The sequence below is a fragment of the Streptomyces sp. CBMA152 genome (assembly GCF_014596475.1).
GTDB lineage: Bacteria > Actinomycetota > Actinomycetes > Streptomycetales > Streptomycetaceae > Streptomyces.
Map to the genome: position 1 here is coordinate 73427 of NZ_MECJ01000002.1, position 17906 is coordinate 91332.

The 17906-nt window shown below is 70.7% G+C and carries 15 protein-coding genes; 9 read left to right on the forward strand and 6 right to left on the reverse strand.

Translation table 11 applies throughout. From position 1 onward, the window contains the following. Nucleotides 1–156: 156 nt before the first annotated feature. Both BG418_RS01360 and BG418_RS01365 read right to left on the reverse strand, forming a co-directional pair. Nucleotides 157–1710, reverse strand: a complete 1554-nt coding sequence (locus BG418_RS01360) for a hydrolase (protein ID WP_188271753.1) — start codon at nt 1708–1710, stop codon at nt 157–159. Between the two features lie 218 nt (nt 1711–1928). Further along, nucleotides 1929–4163: a sialidase family protein gene (locus BG418_RS01365; protein WP_188271754.1), complete on the reverse strand. Its 2235-nt coding sequence runs from the start codon at nt 4161–4163 to the stop codon at nt 1929–1931. 305 nt (nt 4164–4468) lie between these two features. Between BG418_RS01365 and BG418_RS01370 the strand changes: the two genes are divergently transcribed. The 5 genes from BG418_RS01370 (at nt 4469) to BG418_RS01390 (ending at nt 10790) form a co-directional block, all read left to right on the forward strand. Further along, nucleotides 4469–5485 carry a LacI family DNA-binding transcriptional regulator gene (locus BG418_RS01370; protein WP_188271755.1) on the forward strand — a complete coding sequence of 339 codons (1017 nt, stop codon included), beginning with the start codon at nt 4469–4471 and terminating at the stop codon, nt 5483–5485. Further along, nucleotides 5482–7020, forward strand: coding sequence for a sugar ABC transporter ATP-binding protein (locus tag BG418_RS01375; RefSeq protein ID WP_188271756.1), 1539 nt, complete (start codon nt 5482–5484; stop codon nt 7018–7020). The genes BG418_RS01370 and BG418_RS01375 overlap by 4 nt, the downstream gene beginning before the upstream one ends. After that, nucleotides 7010–8956: a substrate-binding domain-containing protein gene (locus tag BG418_RS01380; protein ID WP_188271757.1), complete on the forward strand. Its 1947-nt coding sequence runs from the start codon at nt 7010–7012 to the stop codon at nt 8954–8956. The genes BG418_RS01375 and BG418_RS01380 overlap by 11 nt, the downstream gene beginning before the upstream one ends. Nucleotides 8957–9028: 72 nt before the next feature. Further along, complete coding sequence (locus BG418_RS01385) at nt 9029–9934, forward strand: ribokinase (protein ID WP_188271758.1); 906 nt, start codon at nt 9029–9031, stop codon at nt 9932–9934. A gap of 187 nt (nt 9935–10121) precedes the next feature. Next, on the forward strand, nt 10122–10790 hold the full coding sequence (locus BG418_RS01390; RefSeq protein ID WP_188271759.1) for a hypothetical protein: 669 nt from the start codon (nt 10122–10124) through the stop codon (nt 10788–10790). A 287-nt stretch (nt 10791–11077) separates the two neighbouring features. Here BG418_RS01390 and BG418_RS01395 read toward each other — a convergent pair whose 3' ends face one another. After that, nucleotides 11078–12088, reverse strand: a complete 1011-nt coding sequence (locus tag BG418_RS01395) for an isopenicillin N synthase family oxygenase (RefSeq protein WP_188271760.1) — start codon at nt 12086–12088, stop codon at nt 11078–11080. Nucleotides 12089–12461: 373 nt separating this feature from the next. Between BG418_RS01395 and BG418_RS01400 the strand changes: the two genes are divergently transcribed. After that, the gene (locus BG418_RS01400; RefSeq protein ID WP_188271761.1) at nt 12462–13214 is read left to right on the forward strand and encodes a uridine kinase; all 753 of its coding nucleotides are present in this window, start codon (nt 12462–12464) and stop codon (nt 13212–13214) included. Nucleotides 13215–13311: 97 nt separating this feature from the next. After that, entirely contained in the window at nt 13312–13503 is a 192-nt protein-coding gene (locus BG418_RS01405; RefSeq protein WP_188271762.1) for a hypothetical protein, read from the forward strand. Between the two features lie 96 nt (nt 13504–13599). On the opposite strand, the gene BG418_RS01410 is transcribed toward BG418_RS01405, so the two are convergent. Next, nucleotides 13600–15234 carry a M4 family metallopeptidase gene (locus BG418_RS01410; RefSeq protein WP_188271763.1) on the reverse strand — a complete coding sequence of 545 codons (1635 nt, stop codon included), beginning with the start codon at nt 15232–15234 and terminating at the stop codon, nt 13600–13602. A 369-nt stretch (nt 15235–15603) separates the two neighbouring features. Between BG418_RS01410 and BG418_RS01415 the strand changes: the two genes are divergently transcribed. Further along, nucleotides 15604–15996: a nuclear transport factor 2 family protein gene (locus tag BG418_RS01415; RefSeq protein WP_188271764.1), complete on the forward strand. Its 393-nt coding sequence runs from the start codon at nt 15604–15606 to the stop codon at nt 15994–15996. Between the two features lie 76 nt (nt 15997–16072). Here BG418_RS01415 and BG418_RS01420 read toward each other — a convergent pair whose 3' ends face one another. Continuing rightward, on the reverse strand, nt 16073–16483 hold the full coding sequence (locus tag BG418_RS01420; protein WP_188271765.1) for an organic hydroperoxide resistance protein: 411 nt from the start codon (nt 16481–16483) through the stop codon (nt 16073–16075). A gap of 117 nt (nt 16484–16600) precedes the next feature. Here BG418_RS01420 and BG418_RS01425 point away from each other — a divergent pair, with 117 nt between their 5' ends. Further along, the gene (locus tag BG418_RS01425) at nt 16601–17083 is read left to right on the forward strand and encodes a MarR family winged helix-turn-helix transcriptional regulator (protein WP_188271766.1); all 483 of its coding nucleotides are present in this window, start codon (nt 16601–16603) and stop codon (nt 17081–17083) included. Here BG418_RS01425 and BG418_RS01430 read toward each other — a convergent pair. Further along, nucleotides 17055–17786, reverse strand: coding sequence for a 1-acyl-sn-glycerol-3-phosphate acyltransferase (locus tag BG418_RS01430; protein WP_188271767.1), 732 nt, complete (start codon nt 17784–17786; stop codon nt 17055–17057). The two genes, BG418_RS01425 and BG418_RS01430, sit on opposite strands and share 29 nt — an antisense overlap. Between the last annotated feature and the right edge of the window lie 120 nt (nt 17787–17906).

A 17906-nucleotide genomic window follows, 5' to 3' on the forward strand; every position in this document is an offset into this window, starting at 1 on the left:
ACCATGACGTGCGGCGTGGCTACGGGAAAGTAATGAGCGCCGGTTCACTTCACAAGGGCCGTGACGATGAATGTTGCGGCGTGCAACACAACGCGGAAGGCCCGCCGCCGACCCGCGAGGGGTGGGCGACGGACCTTGCGTGGGACTGGGGTGACGTCAGCTGACGTCGAGTGCCGTGTCGTCGACGACGAACGACGTCTGGAGCGTGGAGCCCTCGACTCCGGTGAACTTCACCGTCACCGTCTGGCCCGCGTACGCGCTCAGGTCGAAGCTGCGCTGGGTGTAGCCGCTGCCCGCGTCGAGGTTGGAGTACGTGGCCAGGGTGGACAGGACCGTCCCCGAACCGTCCACGACCTGCGCCTTCAGCGTGTCGTACGCCTTGGTGGTCGTGGTCTCGTCCGTGTCGATGTGCAGGTAGTAGCTGAGCTTGGCCGCGCAGCCGGACGGGATGGTGACCGTCTGGGCGAGCGTGTCGGTGTGCGCGGTGCCGGTGCCGTTCAGCCACGCCGTGTACGAGCCGCTGTGCGCGGGCTCGCTGGAGTCGTTGGTGATGACCCCGCTCGTGGCCGACCACGCCGAACTTCCGGACTCGAAGCCCGGGTTGGCGAGCAGCTGACCGGCCGTGCAGGTGCCGGTGCCCCCGCCGCCGGTGCTGCCGCCAGTGCTGCCTCCGGTGCTGCCACCCGTGCTGCCTCCGGTGGTGCCGCCGGTGCTGCCGCCCGTGCCTCCGCCGGTGGTGCCGCCCGTGCTGCCGGAACCACCCGCTCCGGCGAGCCACTCCGTACCGTTGAGGGCGAGCGCCGCGTCCGTGCCGGCCGGGTCGTCCCAGCCGTCGAAGAGGTTGTTGTTGGGCTGGCCGGTGCCGTCGTCGATCGGCGAGCTGTCGCCCCAGAACGCCACCCGGCCGCTGCCGAACGTGCTGGTCGCGAAGAAGGCGCCGGTGTTGCCGGAGTAGCCGGTGCGGTACACCAGGCCCTTGACCGCCGGGTTGTCCGCGGGCTTCAGGGTGGCCGTCGTGCCGTTGCGGATGATGCTGCCGGTGACCTTGCCGAAGGAGCCGTTGAGCACCGGGTCGGTGCTGTCGGAGATCGCCCTCGGGTTGTCGTTGGCGATGTTCAGCGAGTCGATCGAGAAGCCGAACGGGTCGTTGTTGTTGACCCCGTTGTTGGTCATCAGATCGTTGAGGATCTTGACCGCGTCGGAGCCGTCGTTGTTGCGGTCCGAGCCGGTGTGGTCGGAGATCATGAACAGACCGCCGCCGTGCTGCACGAACTTCATGATCGCGGTCTTCTCGGACGCCGACAGCAGGATGTTCGGCTCGGGCAGCACGAACGTGTCGAAGTTCTGCAGGTCGAGCGGCGACGACGTGCCGTAGGTGATGGTGTTGCCCGAGGGCAGCGTCTTCAGCGAGTAGTTGCCCGTCTTCTGGAGCGAGACGCCCCACGACGAGAGTGCGCCGGTCCAGTCGGTCTCCGCCGACGGGTTGGCGTTCTCGGCCAGCGGGTCGGGCTGGCTGGTGCTGATGATCCAGTCTGCGTTGCCGGCGGTCTCGGCCTTGGAATTGTCGAAGAGCACGCGGTGCGGGGTCACCGCGGCGGCTGCGGGGGCGGTGACGGCCAGGGCCGCCGTGCCCGTGCCCAGCATGCCGAGCGCCACGAGCGCGGTGGCGAGTCTGTGCCGTGGCCTTTGGGAACTCCGGGTTCGGAGCATCCTGCTACCTCCATGAGGGGTGGGGGAGAGGCGGTGCGGGCGCCCAGTCTGCGCGCGTAGAACGGCAGTTGGGATACTCCCGGGCTGCGCGCGTTTGAACGGTACATGGCGAGATTGCATCGGTGCAGTGTCTCGGCCATGACTCTTCGAACCGGCCCCTCGCGCAGGACGCGCACGAAGGCCCCCGTCGACCGGGTCGACGGGGGCCTGACGCAGTATCAGATTCCTTGGTGGGTAAGGAGACTGTAGAAGCCACGGCCGAAGGTGGCCGCGACCAGGCGATGGTGGGTGGGGTCGTATGTGATGTCCGACACCGGCACCAGCGGCAGCCCGCCGCCGAGCCGCTGCCAGCCGCCCCGGCCGTTGACGAACACGCCCTGGTCGGTGGCCACATAGAGCGTGTTTCGGCCGATCGGCACCACATCGTTCACCGGCGCCTGGGGAAGGTTTCCGGACAGATCGGTCCAGCTCGCGCCCGCGTCCCTGGTCCGCAGCAGATGCGGCTGCGGCGAGCCCGCCCGGTACCCGGACAGCGATACGTACGCGGTCGCCGGATCGTCCGCGTCCACCGCGATACGGGTCACCCACGGCTGCCCGGACAGGACCTGGGTCCAGTGGGCACCCAGATCGCGGGTCACCCACACCCGGCCGTCGTCGGTGCCCGCCCAGACGGTGTGCCCGTCATGCGCGGCCGCGACCGTCGTGATCGTGCCGTAGGGGTAGGAGTCGTGGCCCGGCCCACCGGTGAGGTCGGGGCTGATCGGCTGCCAGGTGGCGCCGCCGTCGGTCGACCGGTTGAGCCGGTTGCCGCCGTAGTAGAGGACGTTCGGGTTCACCGGGTCGAACTGCACGGGGGTGAGCCAGTTGCGGCGGTCGGCCGTGGTGGAGTTGGTGTACTCGGTGAGGGTGGCGCCGCCGTCGGTGGAGCGGAAGCAGTTGCCGTACTGGTAGCAGGCGTACACCCGGTTCTTGTCGGTGGGATCGATCAGGTTCTGCAGCCCGTCGCCGCCCAGGTACTCGTTGAACGCGTCGCCGCCCCAGGAGCGCACCGAGCCGTTGTCCTGGGCGCCGCCGGATATCCGGGTGGTGTCCTGCGGGGTCGCCGCCACCGTGTAGAGCTGGGTCCACGGCTCGTACGTCGCCTTGGTCCAGCCCGAGTCACCGCGCGCGTCGGAGCGGTAGACGCCGCCGTCGTTGCCGAGGTAGACGCGGCCGGGGGTGCGCGGGTCCCAGAGCATGGCGTGCTGGTCGGAGTGGACGGCGTCCTCCTCGGCGGTCCAGGTCGCGCCGCCGTCCTTGGTGGTCAGCAGGCCCACCCCGGCCGCGTGCACATGCCGGGCGTCGGCCGGGTCGACCCACACCTTGCCGAACCACCAGGAGTAGCTGGACTGGTTGTCGGCGAGGGTCGGGTTGTCGGGCAGTTTCGTCCAGCTGTCGCCGCCGTCGGCGGAGGTGAGGAAGCTCCCGAAGGTCCCGCCGGTGGCGCCGACCAGGGCGTACAGGCGGCCCGGTTCCGAGCGCGCGATGCCCAGGCCGATGCGGCCCGAGTCGGCGGTGGGGAGCCCGCCGCCGAGATGCTTCCAGTGGGCGCCTCCGTCGTCGGAGCGGTAGACGCCGGAGCCCGTTCCGCCGTAGGTGCGTTTGTCCGGCTCGCGCCGGTGGTCCCACAGCACGGCGTACACCCGGTCGGGGTTGGCCGGGTCGCGCTGGACGTCGACGGCTCCGGTGAAACCGTTCGGCACATCCAGCACGCGCCGCCAGGAGCCCCCGGCGTTCTCGGAGAGGTAGACACCCCGGTCGCCGCCCGCGTTGTAGAGCGATCCGGTGGCCGCGGCGAGCACCCGGCGGGGTGCGCGCGGGTCCACGTCGAGGGCGCCGACCGCTCCCGAGTCCCGCAGTCCGACCGCCCGCCAGCTGCGGCCCTGGTCGGTGGAGCGGTAGATTCCGGTCCCCTCGTAGGTGACGCTGCCGCCACCGGGGTTGGGCTCGCCCGTTCCCGCGTACAGCGTGCCGTCCGGGGCTGCCGCGAGCGCGCCCATCGCTTGCGTGCCGCGCTCCGGCCACGCCGGGGTGAACGTCTTTCCGGCGTCGGTCGAGCGCCACACCCCGCCGCTGGCGGCCGCCGCGTACAGCGTGTCGGCATGGCGGGGGTCGAGGGCGAGCGAGACGACCCGGCCGCCGATGTTGGTGGGGCCGATCGACTGCCAGGAGCCGGGGGTCTGGGGCAGTGCGGCGGCCTGCGCGGCCGCGGTGTCGTAGGCGTGCCGGGGCAACGGCTGCCCGGGAACGGCTTTTTGCAGATAGCTGTACTCGGCGGGAGCGGCGGGGCCGCCTCCGTCGTCGTCCTCCTGGACCGAGGCCGAGGCGGTATGACCTCCCGGCGCCAACAGCCCGGCGACCGCGAGGACCGCGATCGCGGCCGTACGTATCCCGCTGGATCTCCCTGTACGCATGGACGGCTCCTTACGCGGCCGGGATCGCCGGTCCGCGACGAGTGGAAGAGCGTTCCGATGGCGCGCAACTCACGTAACAGGGGGAGAGTGTTCATCAACTGCCGCAGCCGCACCAGTAGTTGGTGGCAGAACGCGGTGTGAATGCACCGGTGATCCGTATGCCGGTCCGCCCACTTGGGCGCTGACCGTTCATCACGATCGGGTCTCGGAGGTCGGGCGAGGGCTTGTCCGAGCTCGTGTAATCGATTCCAATCCTCGGTGTAATCGTTTCCACGGCCCCGCGAGCAGGAGGAGGTGGTCCGGCGATGGCCGGCATCAAGGACGTCGCGGCCGAGGCGGGAGTGTCGGTCGCCACGGTCTCCCGCGTCCTCAACAGCCACCCGTCCGTCAGCCCCGAGGCGCGCTCGCGCGTCCTCGCCGCCGTCGACGCGCTCGGCTACCGCCCCAACGCGGTCGCCAGATCGCTGCGCACCGACCAGACCCGCACCCTGGGGCTGGTCATCAGCGATGTGCTCAACCCGTACTTCACCGAGCTCGCCCGTTCCGTGGAGCAGGAGGCGCGGGAGCTCGGCTACAGCGTCATCATCGGAAACGCCGACGAACGGCCCGAGTTGCAGGACCACCACATCCGCACCCTGCTCGACCGCCGCATCGACGGGCTGCTGGTGTCGCCCACCGAGGGCGGCTCCGCGCCGATGGTGGAGGCGGCCCGCGCGGGCACCCCGATGGTCTTCGTCGACCGCTGGATCCCGGGCGTCGACGTCCCTGTGGTGCGGGCCGACGGCCGTGCGGCCGTCCGCGACCTCGTCGCCCATCTCTACGGCCTCGGCCACCGCAGGCTCGCCATCATCGCTGGCCCGGCCGCCACGACCACGGGCAGCGAGCGGGTCGAGGCGTTCCGGGACGCGCTGCGCGAGCACCAACTCCCGCTCCCCGACGCCTATATCGGCCAGGGCGACTTCCAGGCCGACAGCGGCCGCCGGACCACCGAACGCTTCCTCGCGCTCCCCGAACCGCCCGAAGTCGTCTTCGCCGCCGACAACCTGATGGCGCTCGGCGCCCTCGACGCGATCCGTGCGCACGGGCTGCGGGTGCCGCACGACATCGCGCTCGCCGCCTTCGACGACATCCCGTGGTTCGTGCACACCGATCCGCCGATCACCGCGATCGCCCAGCCGACCGACGAGCTGGGCCGGGCCGCGGTACGCGCTCTGGTCGACCGGATCGAGGGGCGGCAGCCGGAGTCCGTCACCCTGCCCGCCCGTCTCGTCGTGCGCCGATCCTGCGGCGAGCGTGCCGCCGACCAGAGGAGCAACGCGTGAGCGAGCAGGGCGAGTTGCTGCGTATTGAAGGCATCCGGAAGGCGTTTCCCGGCGTGGTCGCGCTCGACGGCGTCGACTTCGACCTGCGCCGCGGTGAGGTGCACGTTCTCCTGGGCGAGAACGGCGCGGGCAAGAGCACCCTCATCAAGACGCTCTCCGGCGCCCACCGCCCCGACAGCGGCCGCATCCTCGCCGACGGGCGCGAGGTGCGCATCCACAGCGCGCAGGACGCCGAACGGCTCGGGATCGCCACCATCTACCAGGAGTTCACCCTCGTCCCCGATCTCACCGTCGCCGAGAACATCTTCCTGGGCCGCCAGCCGCGCCGCTTCGCAATGATCGACCGCAAGCGCATGGAGGCGGACGCCGCCGTGCTCCTGGAGCGGGTCGGCGTCGATGTCGCGCCCCACGCGCGCGTACGTGAACTCGGCATCGCCCGGCTCCAGATGGTCGAGATCGCCAAGGCGCTCAGCCTCGACGCACGTGTCCTGATCATGGACGAGCCGACCGCCGTGCTCACCTCCGAAGAGGTCGACAAGCTCTTCGCCCTCGTACGCGGTCTGCGCGCGGACGGTGTGGGGATCGTCTTCATCACCCACCACCTCGACGAGATCGCGGCGCTCGGCGACCGGGTCACGGTGCTGCGCGACGGCAGAAGCGTCGGCCAGGTGCCCGCCTCGACGCCCGAGGACGAACTCGTACGCATGATGGTCGGCCGGGACATCGACCAGCAGTATCCGCGTGAACGCCCGGACGTCGGCGCCCCGTTGCTCTCGGTGCGCTCACTGACCCGCAAGGGCGCCTTCCACGACGTCAGCTTCGAGGTGCGCGCCGGTGAGGTCGTGGGCTTGGCCGGACTGGTCGGTGCCGGGCGCACCGAGGTCGCCCGGGCCGTCTTCGGCGCCGACCGCTACGACAGCGGAACCGTCGACGTGCGCGGCGAACCACTGCCCCGGCACGACGTGAACGCCGCGATGGGCGCCGGGATCGGTCTGGTCCCCGAGGACCGCAAGGGCCAGGGCCTGGTCCTCGACGCCTCCGTCGAGGAGAACCTGGGCCTGGTCACGCTGCGCTCGGCCACCCGCGCCGGGCTCGTCGACCGCAAGGGCCAGCGGGCGGCGGCCGCGCGCATCGCCGAACGCCTCGGCGTACGCATGGCCGGGCTCGGCCAGCCGGTGCGCACGCTGTCCGGCGGCAACCAGCAGAAGGTCGTCATCGGCAAGTGGCTGCTCGCCGACACCCGGGTGCTCATCCTCGACGAGCCGACCCGGGGCATCGACGTCGGCGCCAAGGTCGAGATCTACCAGCTCGTCAACGAACTGACCGCCGCCGGGCACGCGGTCGTCATGATCTCCAGCGATCTACCCGAGGTGCTCGGCATGAGCGACCGGGTGCTGGTCATGGCCCAGGGGCGCATCGCCGGGGAACTCCCGGCGGGCGAGACGACCCAGGAGGCCGTCATGGAACTCGCCGTGGGCACGGCGGCCGCGCCCGCCCCCGTACAGAACGAAGTGGAGGGCTCCCGTGGCCACTGACACGCTCCGGAGCGGCGCGAGCGGCATACCGGCGCTGCGCCGTCTCCTGCTCGACAACGGCGCGCTCAGCGCCCTGGTGGTCCTGCTGGTGGCGATGTCGCTGCTCTCCGGCGACTTCCTGACCACGCAGAACCTGCTCAACGTCGGTGTGCAGGCAGCCGTGACCGCGATCCTCGCGTTCGGGGTCACCTTCGTCATCGTCTCGGCGGGCATCGACCTGTCGGTCGGCTCGGTCGCCGCGCTGTCCGCGACCGTGCTCGCCTGGTCGGCGACGAAGCAGGGCCTGCCGGTGTGGCTCGCGGTCGTCCTCGCCGTCGGCACGGGCATCGCCTGCGGCCTGGTCAGCGGCGTCCTCGTCGCGTACGGCAAACTCCCGCCGTTCATCGCCACCTTGGCCATGCTCTCGGTCGGCCGGGGCCTGTCCCTGGTGATCTCGCAGGGCAGCCCGATCGCGTTCCCCGACTCCGTCTCCCGGATCGGCGACACCATCGGTGGCCGACTGCCCGTCCCGGTCCTGGTGATGGTCGCGATGGGGCTGCTCACCGCGCTGATCCTGTCGCGTACGTACCTCGGACGCTCGATGTACGCGATCGGCGGCAACGAGGAGGCGGCCCGGCTCTCCGGGCTGCGGGTCAGGCGGCAGAAGATCGCGATCTACGCGCTGTCCGGCCTGTTCGCCGCCGTCGCCGGAATCGTGCTCGCCTCCCGGCTGGTCTCGGCGCAGCCGCAGGCCGCCCAGGGGTACGAGCTCGACGCGATCGCGGCCGTCGTCATCGGCGGCGCCAGCCTGTCCGGCGGTGTGGGCAAGGCGTCCGGCACCCTGATCGGCGCGCTGATCCTGGCGGTGCTGCGCAACGGCCTCAACCTCCTTTCCGTGTCGGCCTTCTGGCAGCAGGTCGTCATCGGCGTCGTCATCGCGCTCGCCGTCCTGCTCGACACCGTGCGCCGCCGGGCCGGGGCCGCACCCGGGGCGGCGGGTACGGGTTCGGGCGGCGGATTCGGCGGCAAGGGCGGAGCCGTGAAGGCGGCGGTCGCCGCCGTGGCCGTGGCGGCCGTCCTGGGCGCGCTCTCCTTTGTCAACACCGGCTCGTCCGGCGCCTCCACCAAGGTGGGCATGTCGCTCTCCACCCTCAACAACCCCTTCTTCGTCCAGATGAAGGCTGGGGCCGAGGCGGAGGCCAAGGCGGCCGGTGTCGACCTCACCGTCACCGACGCGCAGAACGACGCCTCCCAACAGGCCAACCAGATCCAGAACTTCACGGGTGCGGGCATGAAGTCGATCATCGTCAACCCGGTGGACTCGGACGCCGTCGGGCCGTCGGTGCGCGCCGCCAACAAGGCGGACATTCCCGTGGTCGCCGCCGACCGAGGCGTCAACAAGGCGACCGCGGCCACCCTGGTCGCCTCCGACAACGTGGCGGGCGGCAGGCTCGCCGCGAAGACGCTCGCCGACAAGCTCGGCGGCAAGGGCAGGATCGCCGTCCTCCAGGGCACCGCGGGCACCTCCGCCAGCCGCGAGCGCGGCCAGGGCTTCGCCGAGGGCATCAAGGCGTACCCCGGCATCACGGTCGTCGCCCGTCAGCCCGCCGACTTCGACCGCACCAAGGGCCTCGACGTGATGACCAATCTGCTCCAGTCCCACCCCGACGTCACCGGGGTCTTCGCCGAGAACGACGAGATGGCGCTCGGCGCGGTCAAGGCGCTCGGCGCCAAGGCGGGATCGACCGTCGCCGTAGTCGGCTTCGACGGAACTCCCGACGGTCTCAAAGCAGTTGGGGCGGGCACACTGTACGCATCGGTCGCGCAGCAGCCCGCCGAGCTCGGCCGGATCGCCGTGCGCAACGCGGTCAGGGCGGCGAAGGGCGACCAGGTCGAGAGCACGGTGAAGGTTCCGGTCAAGGTCGTCCTGCGCGAAAACCTCGCCCAGTTCTCCTGAACGTCGCAGACTTCTCCTCGACGGAAACCGGCCACCCCCCAACCTCGGCCACACAGCGAAAGCAGGACAGGGATGTACGACTACGACCTTCTGGTCGTCGGGTCCGCCAACGCCGACCTGGTCATCGGCGTGGACCGCCGCCCCGCGCCCGGCGAGACCGTGCTCGGCTCGGACCTGGTCGTCCACCCGGGCGGCAAGGGCGCGAACCAGGCCGTCGCGGCCGCCCGGCTCGGCGCGCGCACCGCGCTGCTGGCCCGGGTCGGCGACGACGGCCATGGACGGCTGCTCATCGACTCGCAGCGGGCGGCGGGCGTCGACACCGTCGGCATGCTCGTCGGCGGGGCGCCCACCGGGGTGGCGCTGATCACCGTGGACCCGTCCGGCGACAACAGCATCGTGGTCTCGCCCGGCGCCAACGCCCGGCTCGCCCCGCAGGACGTGCGGGCCGCCGCCAGCCTCTTCCAGGCGTCCCGGGTGGTCTCCGCGCAGCTGGAGATCCCGCTGGAGACGGTGGTCGAGACGGTACGGAGTCTGGCCTTCGGCAGCCGATTCGTGCTCAACCCGTCCCCGCCCGCCCGGCTGCCCGCCGCCGTGCTCACCGCCTGCGACCCGCTGATCGTCAACGAGCACGAGGCGCGCTTCATCCTGGGCGACTCGGCGGGCCCCGCCCCCGAGGACTGGGCCCGGGCGCTGCTGCTGCGCGGCCCGCGCTCGGTGGTGATCACCCTGGGCGCGGCGGGCGCCCTGGTCGCGGCCGGCAGCACCAACTCCTTCGTACGGGTGGCCAGTCCGCAGGTCGACGTGGTGGACACGACCGGCGCCGGGGACGCCTTCACGGCCGCCCTGGCCTGGCGGCTCGGCCTGGGCGAGGACCTGGCGGAGGCCGCCGCGTTCGCGGTCCGGGTCGGGGCGGCGGCGGTGACCCGGCCTGGCGCGCAGGAGTCGTATCCGACGGCCGAGGAGGTCTTCGCGCGGTGAGGTGAGCGGCTTTTCCGCGCGTCCGGCCGCCGTTCGGACCACGGCGGTTGTCGGCCATCCGCGCGGAATCGGCCATACCCCTACAAATCCCGGAAAGCGCCCGGCCCCAGCCCCTACCGTGATCCCGATGCGTCGGCCGACGCAGCACGACGGCCCACGGGGGCCATGCGCCAGGGAGTTGCAGTAGATGAAACGACGGTTGGGCATCCTCGTCTCGGTCGGTGCGCTCACGTTCGGGGCCACCGGTGTGGGCACCGCCGCGGCCTCCGCCGCACCGGCCCACCCCACCGTGACCGCCGAGATCTTCGCCACCAGCAACACGGCCGTCATCACCGACCCCGCCGACCCCCGGCTGCGGACCCAACTGCGCGGCTTCGACCGCGAAGTGCGCTCGGTCATCCACGCCAACGGCGCCAGGGCCGGGAAGTCGACCCTCCTGAACGGCGTGTTCTGGTCGTCCGACCTCAAGCAGGCGACATACGAGCGCTCGCGCGAGTTCGACGTCAACCATGTCAGCGCGAACGGCCTGCACCACATCGCGGACGTCGTCCGCAAGCAGTTCAAGCAGGAGTCCGTCCTGACCTTCCGCTATCTCCCGCGCACCTCGGCGCAGACCAACGCCGTCGACATCGAAGCGCCGGGCGTCACCTCGCGCACACTCCACGACGCGCTGCTCGCGAACCCCACCGCCCGTGACGAACTCGGCGGCGGCTCCGTCACCGCCCGCGACGGCAGGCTCATCCTCATCGCCCCGCTCGCCGACCTCCCGCTCGCCAAGAAGTTCGTGGGCGAGCTCGGGGTGGACTGGACGAAGGCCCAAGTGCGGTACGGGGCCGAGGAGTTCGTCGGCAGCTGACGCGCGGCCGCGCGCGCGGACCCGGAGGCCTGTGCGCGCAGGCGAGTGATCCCCGCACACCGATTACGTAACGTAACCGCGTGTGCACCATGCGCCCCGTTACCCGCGTAGCTGTCCCTGAGCAGCGGAATTGGCCACTTTAAGTGGTCGCACGACCGGTGCTTTTCGTGGGAGGGCGGCGCAAGCTGGAGGCGGAGCCGGGCCGTCTATCCCCGAGCAGACGGCCCAGCTCCGCCCGGGGCGCCGCCACGGAGCGGGAGGACGGCGCCCCTGGGACGCCTCCCCGATCAGCCCACCAGCTCCGGGTGGTGACGCCGCGCCACCTCCGGGTGGGCGCGCAGCCAGCCCTTCAGTTCATTGCGGCCGTACTCGGCGTGCAGCGGGTTGTCCGCGCTGTGCGCGACGCCGGGCGCGTGCGAGAGATAGGCGCCGGGGACCGTCTCGACACGGGCGTCCAGGCGCGGGTTGTAGAAGAACGGCACCGAGTACCGCTCCACGGCACCGGGCGGCGAGACGACGCGGTGGTCGGTCGCGGACAGATAGCCCTCGGTCGCGATCTCCAGGAGCTCGCCGAGGTTGACGACGAAGGCGCCGGGCAGCGGCGGAACGTCCACGAAGCCGTCGCCGAGCCGGACTTGGAGACCCCCGACGGAGTCCTGGAGCAGCAGCGTCAGGAACCCGTAGTCCTTGTGCGCGCCGACGCCCTGGCCGTCGCCCTCCGGAGCGCTTCCGGGGTAGCGGATCAGCTTGGTGTGCAGATGCGGGCGCTCGGCGAAGGCGGCGTCGAAGAAGTCGGCGGGGGCGCCGATGGAGGCGAGCAGCTCCTGGAGCAGCCGGTGCGCGACGGCCGCGAGCCGGTCCTGCCAGTCGAGCACGACGGTGCGCAGCTCGGGCAGCGCGTCGGGCCACTGGTTGGGCCCTTCGAGCCAGCGGTACGCCGGGTCGTCCGGCCCCACCACGGGCGCGGGCCGCTCGGCCCCGACGTCGAGCTGGTCCCGCCAGTCCGAACGCCCGCCCGTCAGCTCATGGCCGATGCGCGTGTAGCCCCGGAAGTGCGGCGAGCGCAGATTGCTCAGGGCGAGCCGATCGGCCTCGGGCAGTGCGAAGAACTCCCTGGTCAGCCGCGCTATGCGAGCGACCTCGGCGTCCTCGATGCCATGCCCCACGAGGTGGAAGAACCCGGTGTCGCGGGCCGCGCGGTGCAGCCCCTCGCGGAAGGCGTCACGCGTGACCGGGTCATCCGCCTGCGACAGGTCGACCACGGGCAGTGAGGTGGAAAGCAGGGTGCTGCTGGACATGGCGGGTTCCGTTTCCGTTCCGGGATATACGGAGGTCCTGTTCCCGGGGGTGCCGGGAGGACGGCCGGAACGGCTCGGCGAAAGGGGTGCGCCGGAACCGGGGTGTGACCGCGACAGGACCGTGGGGCAGAAGGGCGGGCCCGGGGCGAGGCTCGAAGAGCCGGGCCGGGGGCCAGGGCCGAGAAGGCCGCGAAGGTCAGTCCTGCGGGCGACAGCTCATGCTGGTGACGCGCACGTAGTCCACGTGTCGGCGCATCACGAGAAGAGTCATGCCACGAAGAGTACGCCTGGTGGGCGGGGGCGTGGGGGAGATCTTGACCACACTCGCGCGGAGGCGGCCCGGTGCGGTGAGGCGGTTGCCTAGGTTGGCGCCATGGGAACGCGACCGGCAGCAGACGTCCAGCACTCCGTCTCGACCTGGCAGCAGCCCTCGCCGCCGCCCGCGTCCCTCGAACGCGCCGAACTGGTGGAGTGGGTGGCCCGGCGGATCATCGCCCGGGGAGAGGGCCGCCTCCTGGTCGGGATCGACGGTTTCACCGCCTCCGGGAAGACCAGCTTCGGCCATGAACTGGCCGAGTGGATCAGCGGCGCGGGCCGCCCCGTACTGCGGGCCACGCTCGACGACTTCAAGAAGCCGTGGAAGGACCGGCATCTGTACGACCGGGAGTCGGGCGAGGGGTACTACCGCAACGCCTACGACTACGCCGCCGCCAAGCGGCTCCTGCTCGACCCGTGCCGTTCGCGGGGACCGGTGGACTGCGCCCTGTGCTCCATCGACCCGCTGACCCAGGTGGACCACTCGTCGACCACCCGTCCCGTCGCCCCGGACGCCGTACTGATCGTGGACGGTGTCTTCGCCTTCCGCCCCGAGATCGACGACTACTGGGACTTCCGTATCTGGCTGGACGTCGACGCGGAGCTGTCGGTGCGGCGGGGCGCCGCACGTGACCAGAACTGGGCGGGTTCCGACGCGGAGGCGATCCACCGTGACCGCTATCTGGTCGCGGAGCGCATCTACTTGGACGAGGTGGATCCGCTGAAGAGGATGGACGTCGTCGTGGACAACTCGGACTTCGCGCGCCCGCGCGTGATCGGCACCCAGGGCGACATGCCCCGCCCGCGCTGATCCGATCAGGGGAACGACCAGCCTGTCGGGTGGGCGTGCGGGCGCTGGTTGGCGAGAGTCGAGGCGACCAGTCGGACACCTCACCCAAGGGACTCCCATGCTCCGTCGCCTCGCCGTCGTCCTCGTCAGCCTTTCCGCCGCGGCCTGCTTCACCGCCGGTACCGCGACCGCCGCGTCGCACGACGACCCGCGGGAGCTGACCCCCCGCGAGCAGGCGGGCCTGGAATTCGCGGGCCACGTACTCGGCGGCCTCCTCGGCGGCTCCCCCCTGCGCGGCGCGGGCTTCTGACGCCGTACGTCCCGGTGCTGATCCGGGGAACGTGACACGGGCGCCCACCCCCGTCGGGGTGGGCGCCCGCGATGTCTCAGTGGTCCGCCTGGCGGATCACTTCACGTTGACCGCGGCCCAGGCCGCGTCCACCGTCTTGTACTCGGTGCTGCTCGCGCCGTACAGCGCGCTCGCCGCGCTGAGGGTGGCGGTGCGGGCGCCCTTGTAGTCGGTCGTCGAGGTCATGTACTCGGTCAGCGCCTTGTACCAGATCTTGACGGCCTTGTCCCGTCCGATGCCCGTGACCTTGGAGCCGTCGGACGTCGGGGAGTCGTAGCTGACGCCGTTGATGGTCTTGGCGCCGCTGCCTTCGGAGAGAAGGTAGAAGAAGTGGTTGGCCACACCGGACGAGTTGTGGACGTCCAGGTCGCCGACCCCGGCGGACCAGCTGTCGGCCGAACCGCCGTCCTTGCTCGGCTTGTCCATGTACCGCAGCGGCTTGCCGTCACCGTTGATGTTGATCTTCTCGCCGATGAGGTAGTCGCCGACGTCCGTGGAGTTGTTCGCGTAGAACTCCACCGCGGTGCCGAAGATGTCCGAGGTCGCCTCGTTGAGGCCGCCGGACTCACCGCTGTAGTTGAGTTTGGCGGTGGCCGCCGTCAGGCCGTGCGACATCTCGTGGCCCGCGACGTCCAGCGAGGTCAGCGGCGCGGAGTTGCCGTTCCCGTCCCCGTACGTCATGCAGAAGCAGCTGTCGTCCCAGAAGGCGTTGACGTAGTTGTCGCCGTAGTGGACCCGGCTGTACGAGGCGACGCCGTCGTTCTTGATGCCGTTGCGGCCCAGCACGTTCTTGTAGAAGTCCCAGGTCACCGCCGCGCCGTAGTGCGCGTCCACGGCCGCGGTCTGGGCGTTGGACGCCTTGCCGTCGCCCCAGGTGTCGACCGTGTTCGTGAAGAGCGTGCCCTTGCCGTCCTGCTTGTGGCCGAGGTCGTACGTCTTGTGGCCGCCGCGCGCCGAGTCGTCGAGCTGGAAGTTCGAGCCGGACTTCGAGGTGCCGAGCGTGACGCTGCCGCTGTACTCGCTGGCGCCCGTACCGGTCTCGATGGCCTGCCACTGGGAGAGCTTCTTGCCGGTGTTGGCGTCCGTGACGATGTGCAGCCGGCTCGGCGTGCCGTCGTCCTGGAATCCGCCGACGACGGTCTCGTAGGCGAGGACCGGAGTGCCCTTCGCCGCCCAGATCACCTTGCGCGGCGCCTGGTCGGCCGTGGCCTTCTGCGCGCCCGCGCTCTTGGCGATGCCAAGAGCCTTCTGCTGCACGCCACTTGCGGCGATGGCCGGCGTGGTGGACGCGACCTTGATGGCAGCTCCGGCCGCCTTGGTCACGCCGGCGCTCTTGCCGTTCTTGGTGACGTGGACGACCAAGTCGCCGCCGAGGACAGGGAGTCCGTCGTACGTGCGCTCGTAACGGGTGTGGACGGTGCCGTCGGCGTCCTTGATCACGTCACGGACGACCAGCTTCTCCTGGGCGCCGAGGCCCAGTTCGGCCGCCGTCTTGGCGGTGGTGGCGGTCTGCTGACGCATCAGCTCGGCCCGCTGCGAGGCGGAGAGGCTGAACGGCTTCGCGGCGGCGTCGGCGCTCGTGGGGGAGGCGCCGGCGGATCCGGAGGCCACACCGGTGAGACCACCGGCGAGGAGCGCGGCGGCGGCGACGGAGCCGGCGACACGCGTAGAACGCGTTATACGAAAAGTCACGCGAGCATCCCTTTCTAGGGAGTGGGGGGTTGATGGTGCAGGTGTCACGTGTGGGCCCAGAGTGACAGGAGGGGTAAGTACATGTCAGGAAGGCGACCACGAAATGGCCGGAACGCTTCTCGGAGGCGGCGCGGTGGCGCGTGGGGGTGAAGTGGCCTGTCAGGCAAGGGGTTTCGGGACCGAACGGTCGTCCGAGGGTGAGCGGCGAACCGGCCGTCGCGAAAAGTACCTGACCGAAAATCGACCCAACTGAAGTGGGTTCTCGATCGTCTGCGGGCCGAGGTCTGGACGCCCGGCGCCCGGCTGGTTACTCTCCAGTGCACCTAGTCAACAAGTTGAGTACCTGAGCGTGGAGAGGTGGCTGAGGCGATGTCCGCCTTCCGTAAGGCCGTGGAGTCCGGGGACCATGACGCCATCGAGGCGCTGCTGGCCGAGAACGTCGTGTTCACCAGCCCGGTGGCCTTCAAGCCGTACCCGGGGAAGGCGATCACGGCCGCGATCCTGCGGGGCGTGATCCGGACCTTCGCCGACTTCCGCTATGTGCGCGAGATCGTGAGCGCCGACGGCCGGGACCAGGCGCTGGTCTTCAAGGCCACGGTCAACGGCCTTGAGGTCAACGGGTGCGACTTTCTGCACTTCGACGACGACGGCCTGATCGACGACTTCACCGTCATGGTCCGCCCGCTGTCGGGGGCCAACGCCCTCTCCGAGGCCATGGCCGCCCAGTTCGACCGCATCCGCCAGGAGGCGGCCGCCGGTTGATCCGGCCCTGTACGCGCGAAAGCCCGGGTCGGCGAGGTGTTCCTCGCCGACCCGGGCTTCTGGCTGTTGCGGGCGATTACTCGATGACGAGCTCGACCTCGATGTTGCCGCGCGTGGCCTTGGAGTACGGGCAGTAGGCGTGCGTCGCCTCGACCAGCTTGCGGCCGGTCTCGCCCTCCAGGGCGTCCGGCAGCTCCACGCGCATGACGACCGCGAGCCCGAAGCCGGTGTCGTCCTTGCCGATGGAGACCTCGGCGGTGACGGCGACGTCCTTGGTGTCGAGCTTCATCTCGCGGCCGACCGCTCCCATGGCGCTGGCGAAGCACGCGGCGTACCCGGCGGCGAAGAGCTGCTCGGGGTTGGTGCCCTCGCCGTTGCCGCCGAGCGCCTGGGGCATCGCGAGGGGGAGGTCGAGCCGGCCGTCCGAGCTCACGGCCCGGCCCTCGCGCCCGTTGGCGGTGGCGGCGGCGGTGTACAGCGCGTTCATGGAGGTGCCCTCTTCCGTCCGGTGGGGAGCGGGTGCCCGCTCCTCTCTGCCCCTAAAGAGTTGCACACAACTAAATTGCGCGCAACTCAATGGCGGGCGACAAGCTACCCTGGATCCATGACCTCCTCGTCGACCCCTGCCCCGCCGTCCTCGCCCCTCGCGTCCGACGTCGATCTGCTCCGCCTCGACCACCAGGTCTGCTTCTCCCTGCACGCCGCGTCGCGCGCCTTCGGCGGCATCTACCGCGACGCCCTGAAGGACCTCGGCCTCACCTATCCGCAGTACCTGGTGATGCTGGTGCTCTGGGAGCACGGACCGCAGCCCGTCAAGGTGATCGGCGAGCGGCTGCGGCTCGACTCGGGCACGCTCTCGCCGCTGCTCAAGCGCCTGGAGACGGCCGGGCTCGTGACCCGCGAGCGCAGCGCCCACGACGAGCGGTCGGTCACGATCCGGCTGACCGAGGACGGCGCCGCGCTGCGCGAGCGGGCGCTGCCGGTGCCGCTGAAGATCCTCTCGGCGACGGGCCTCTCGGTGGAGGAGGTGCTGTCCCTCCAGCAGCTCCTCGGCCGGATCACGACGTCTCTGGACCAGGCGAGCTGACCAGGCCGGACCGAGCCGGGGTACGGGTGTCCGTCCGCGCCTTGGCCTCGGCCGCATAGGTGTCCACGTACTCCTGCTCGGAGAGCTTGCGGATCGCGTACATGATCTCGTCCGTGACCGCGCGCAGCACTTCGCGCCGATCGGGCATGTTCGCGTACCGGGAGAAGTCCAGCGGGGCGCCGAAGCGGATGGTGACCGGTACGCGGCGCGGCAGTCGCTGGCCGCGCGCCTGGGCCTCGAACGTGCCGATCATCGCGCAGGGGATCACGGGCGCGCCCGAGCGCAGCGCCATGGCCGCGACCCCGGCCTTGCCCTTGTACAGGCGGCCGTCGTGCGAGCGGGTGCCTTCGGGGTAGATGCCGAGCAGTCCGCCGCCCGCGAGGACCCGCACTCCGGTGTCGACCGCGGCCTGTGCCGCGTCTTTGCCCGAGCGGTCCACCGGTATTTGCCCGACGCCCCGGAAGAACGCGGCGGTCAGTCGTCCTTTGACGCCCCGGCCCGTGAAGTACTCCATCTTGCACATGTAGGTGATCCGGCGCCTGATGGCCACGGGAACCAGGAATGAGTCGCAGAACGAGAGATGGTTACCCGCGATGATCGCCGCACCGCCGCGCGGCACATGCCGCAGCCCTTCGACCTTGGGTCGCATGGGCCACCGCAGCAGTGGCACGAGCACGATGTATTTGAACGCGTAATAAAGCACGCCAGTGAGACCCTTTCCCCGGAGTGACCCCCGCGCCGAGGCACGCTAATAGGGGGTCGGGCGAATGGGGAGAGGGCCTAATGAGCCACGCGTGATGGTTCGAAAACGCCGTTCCGCCCC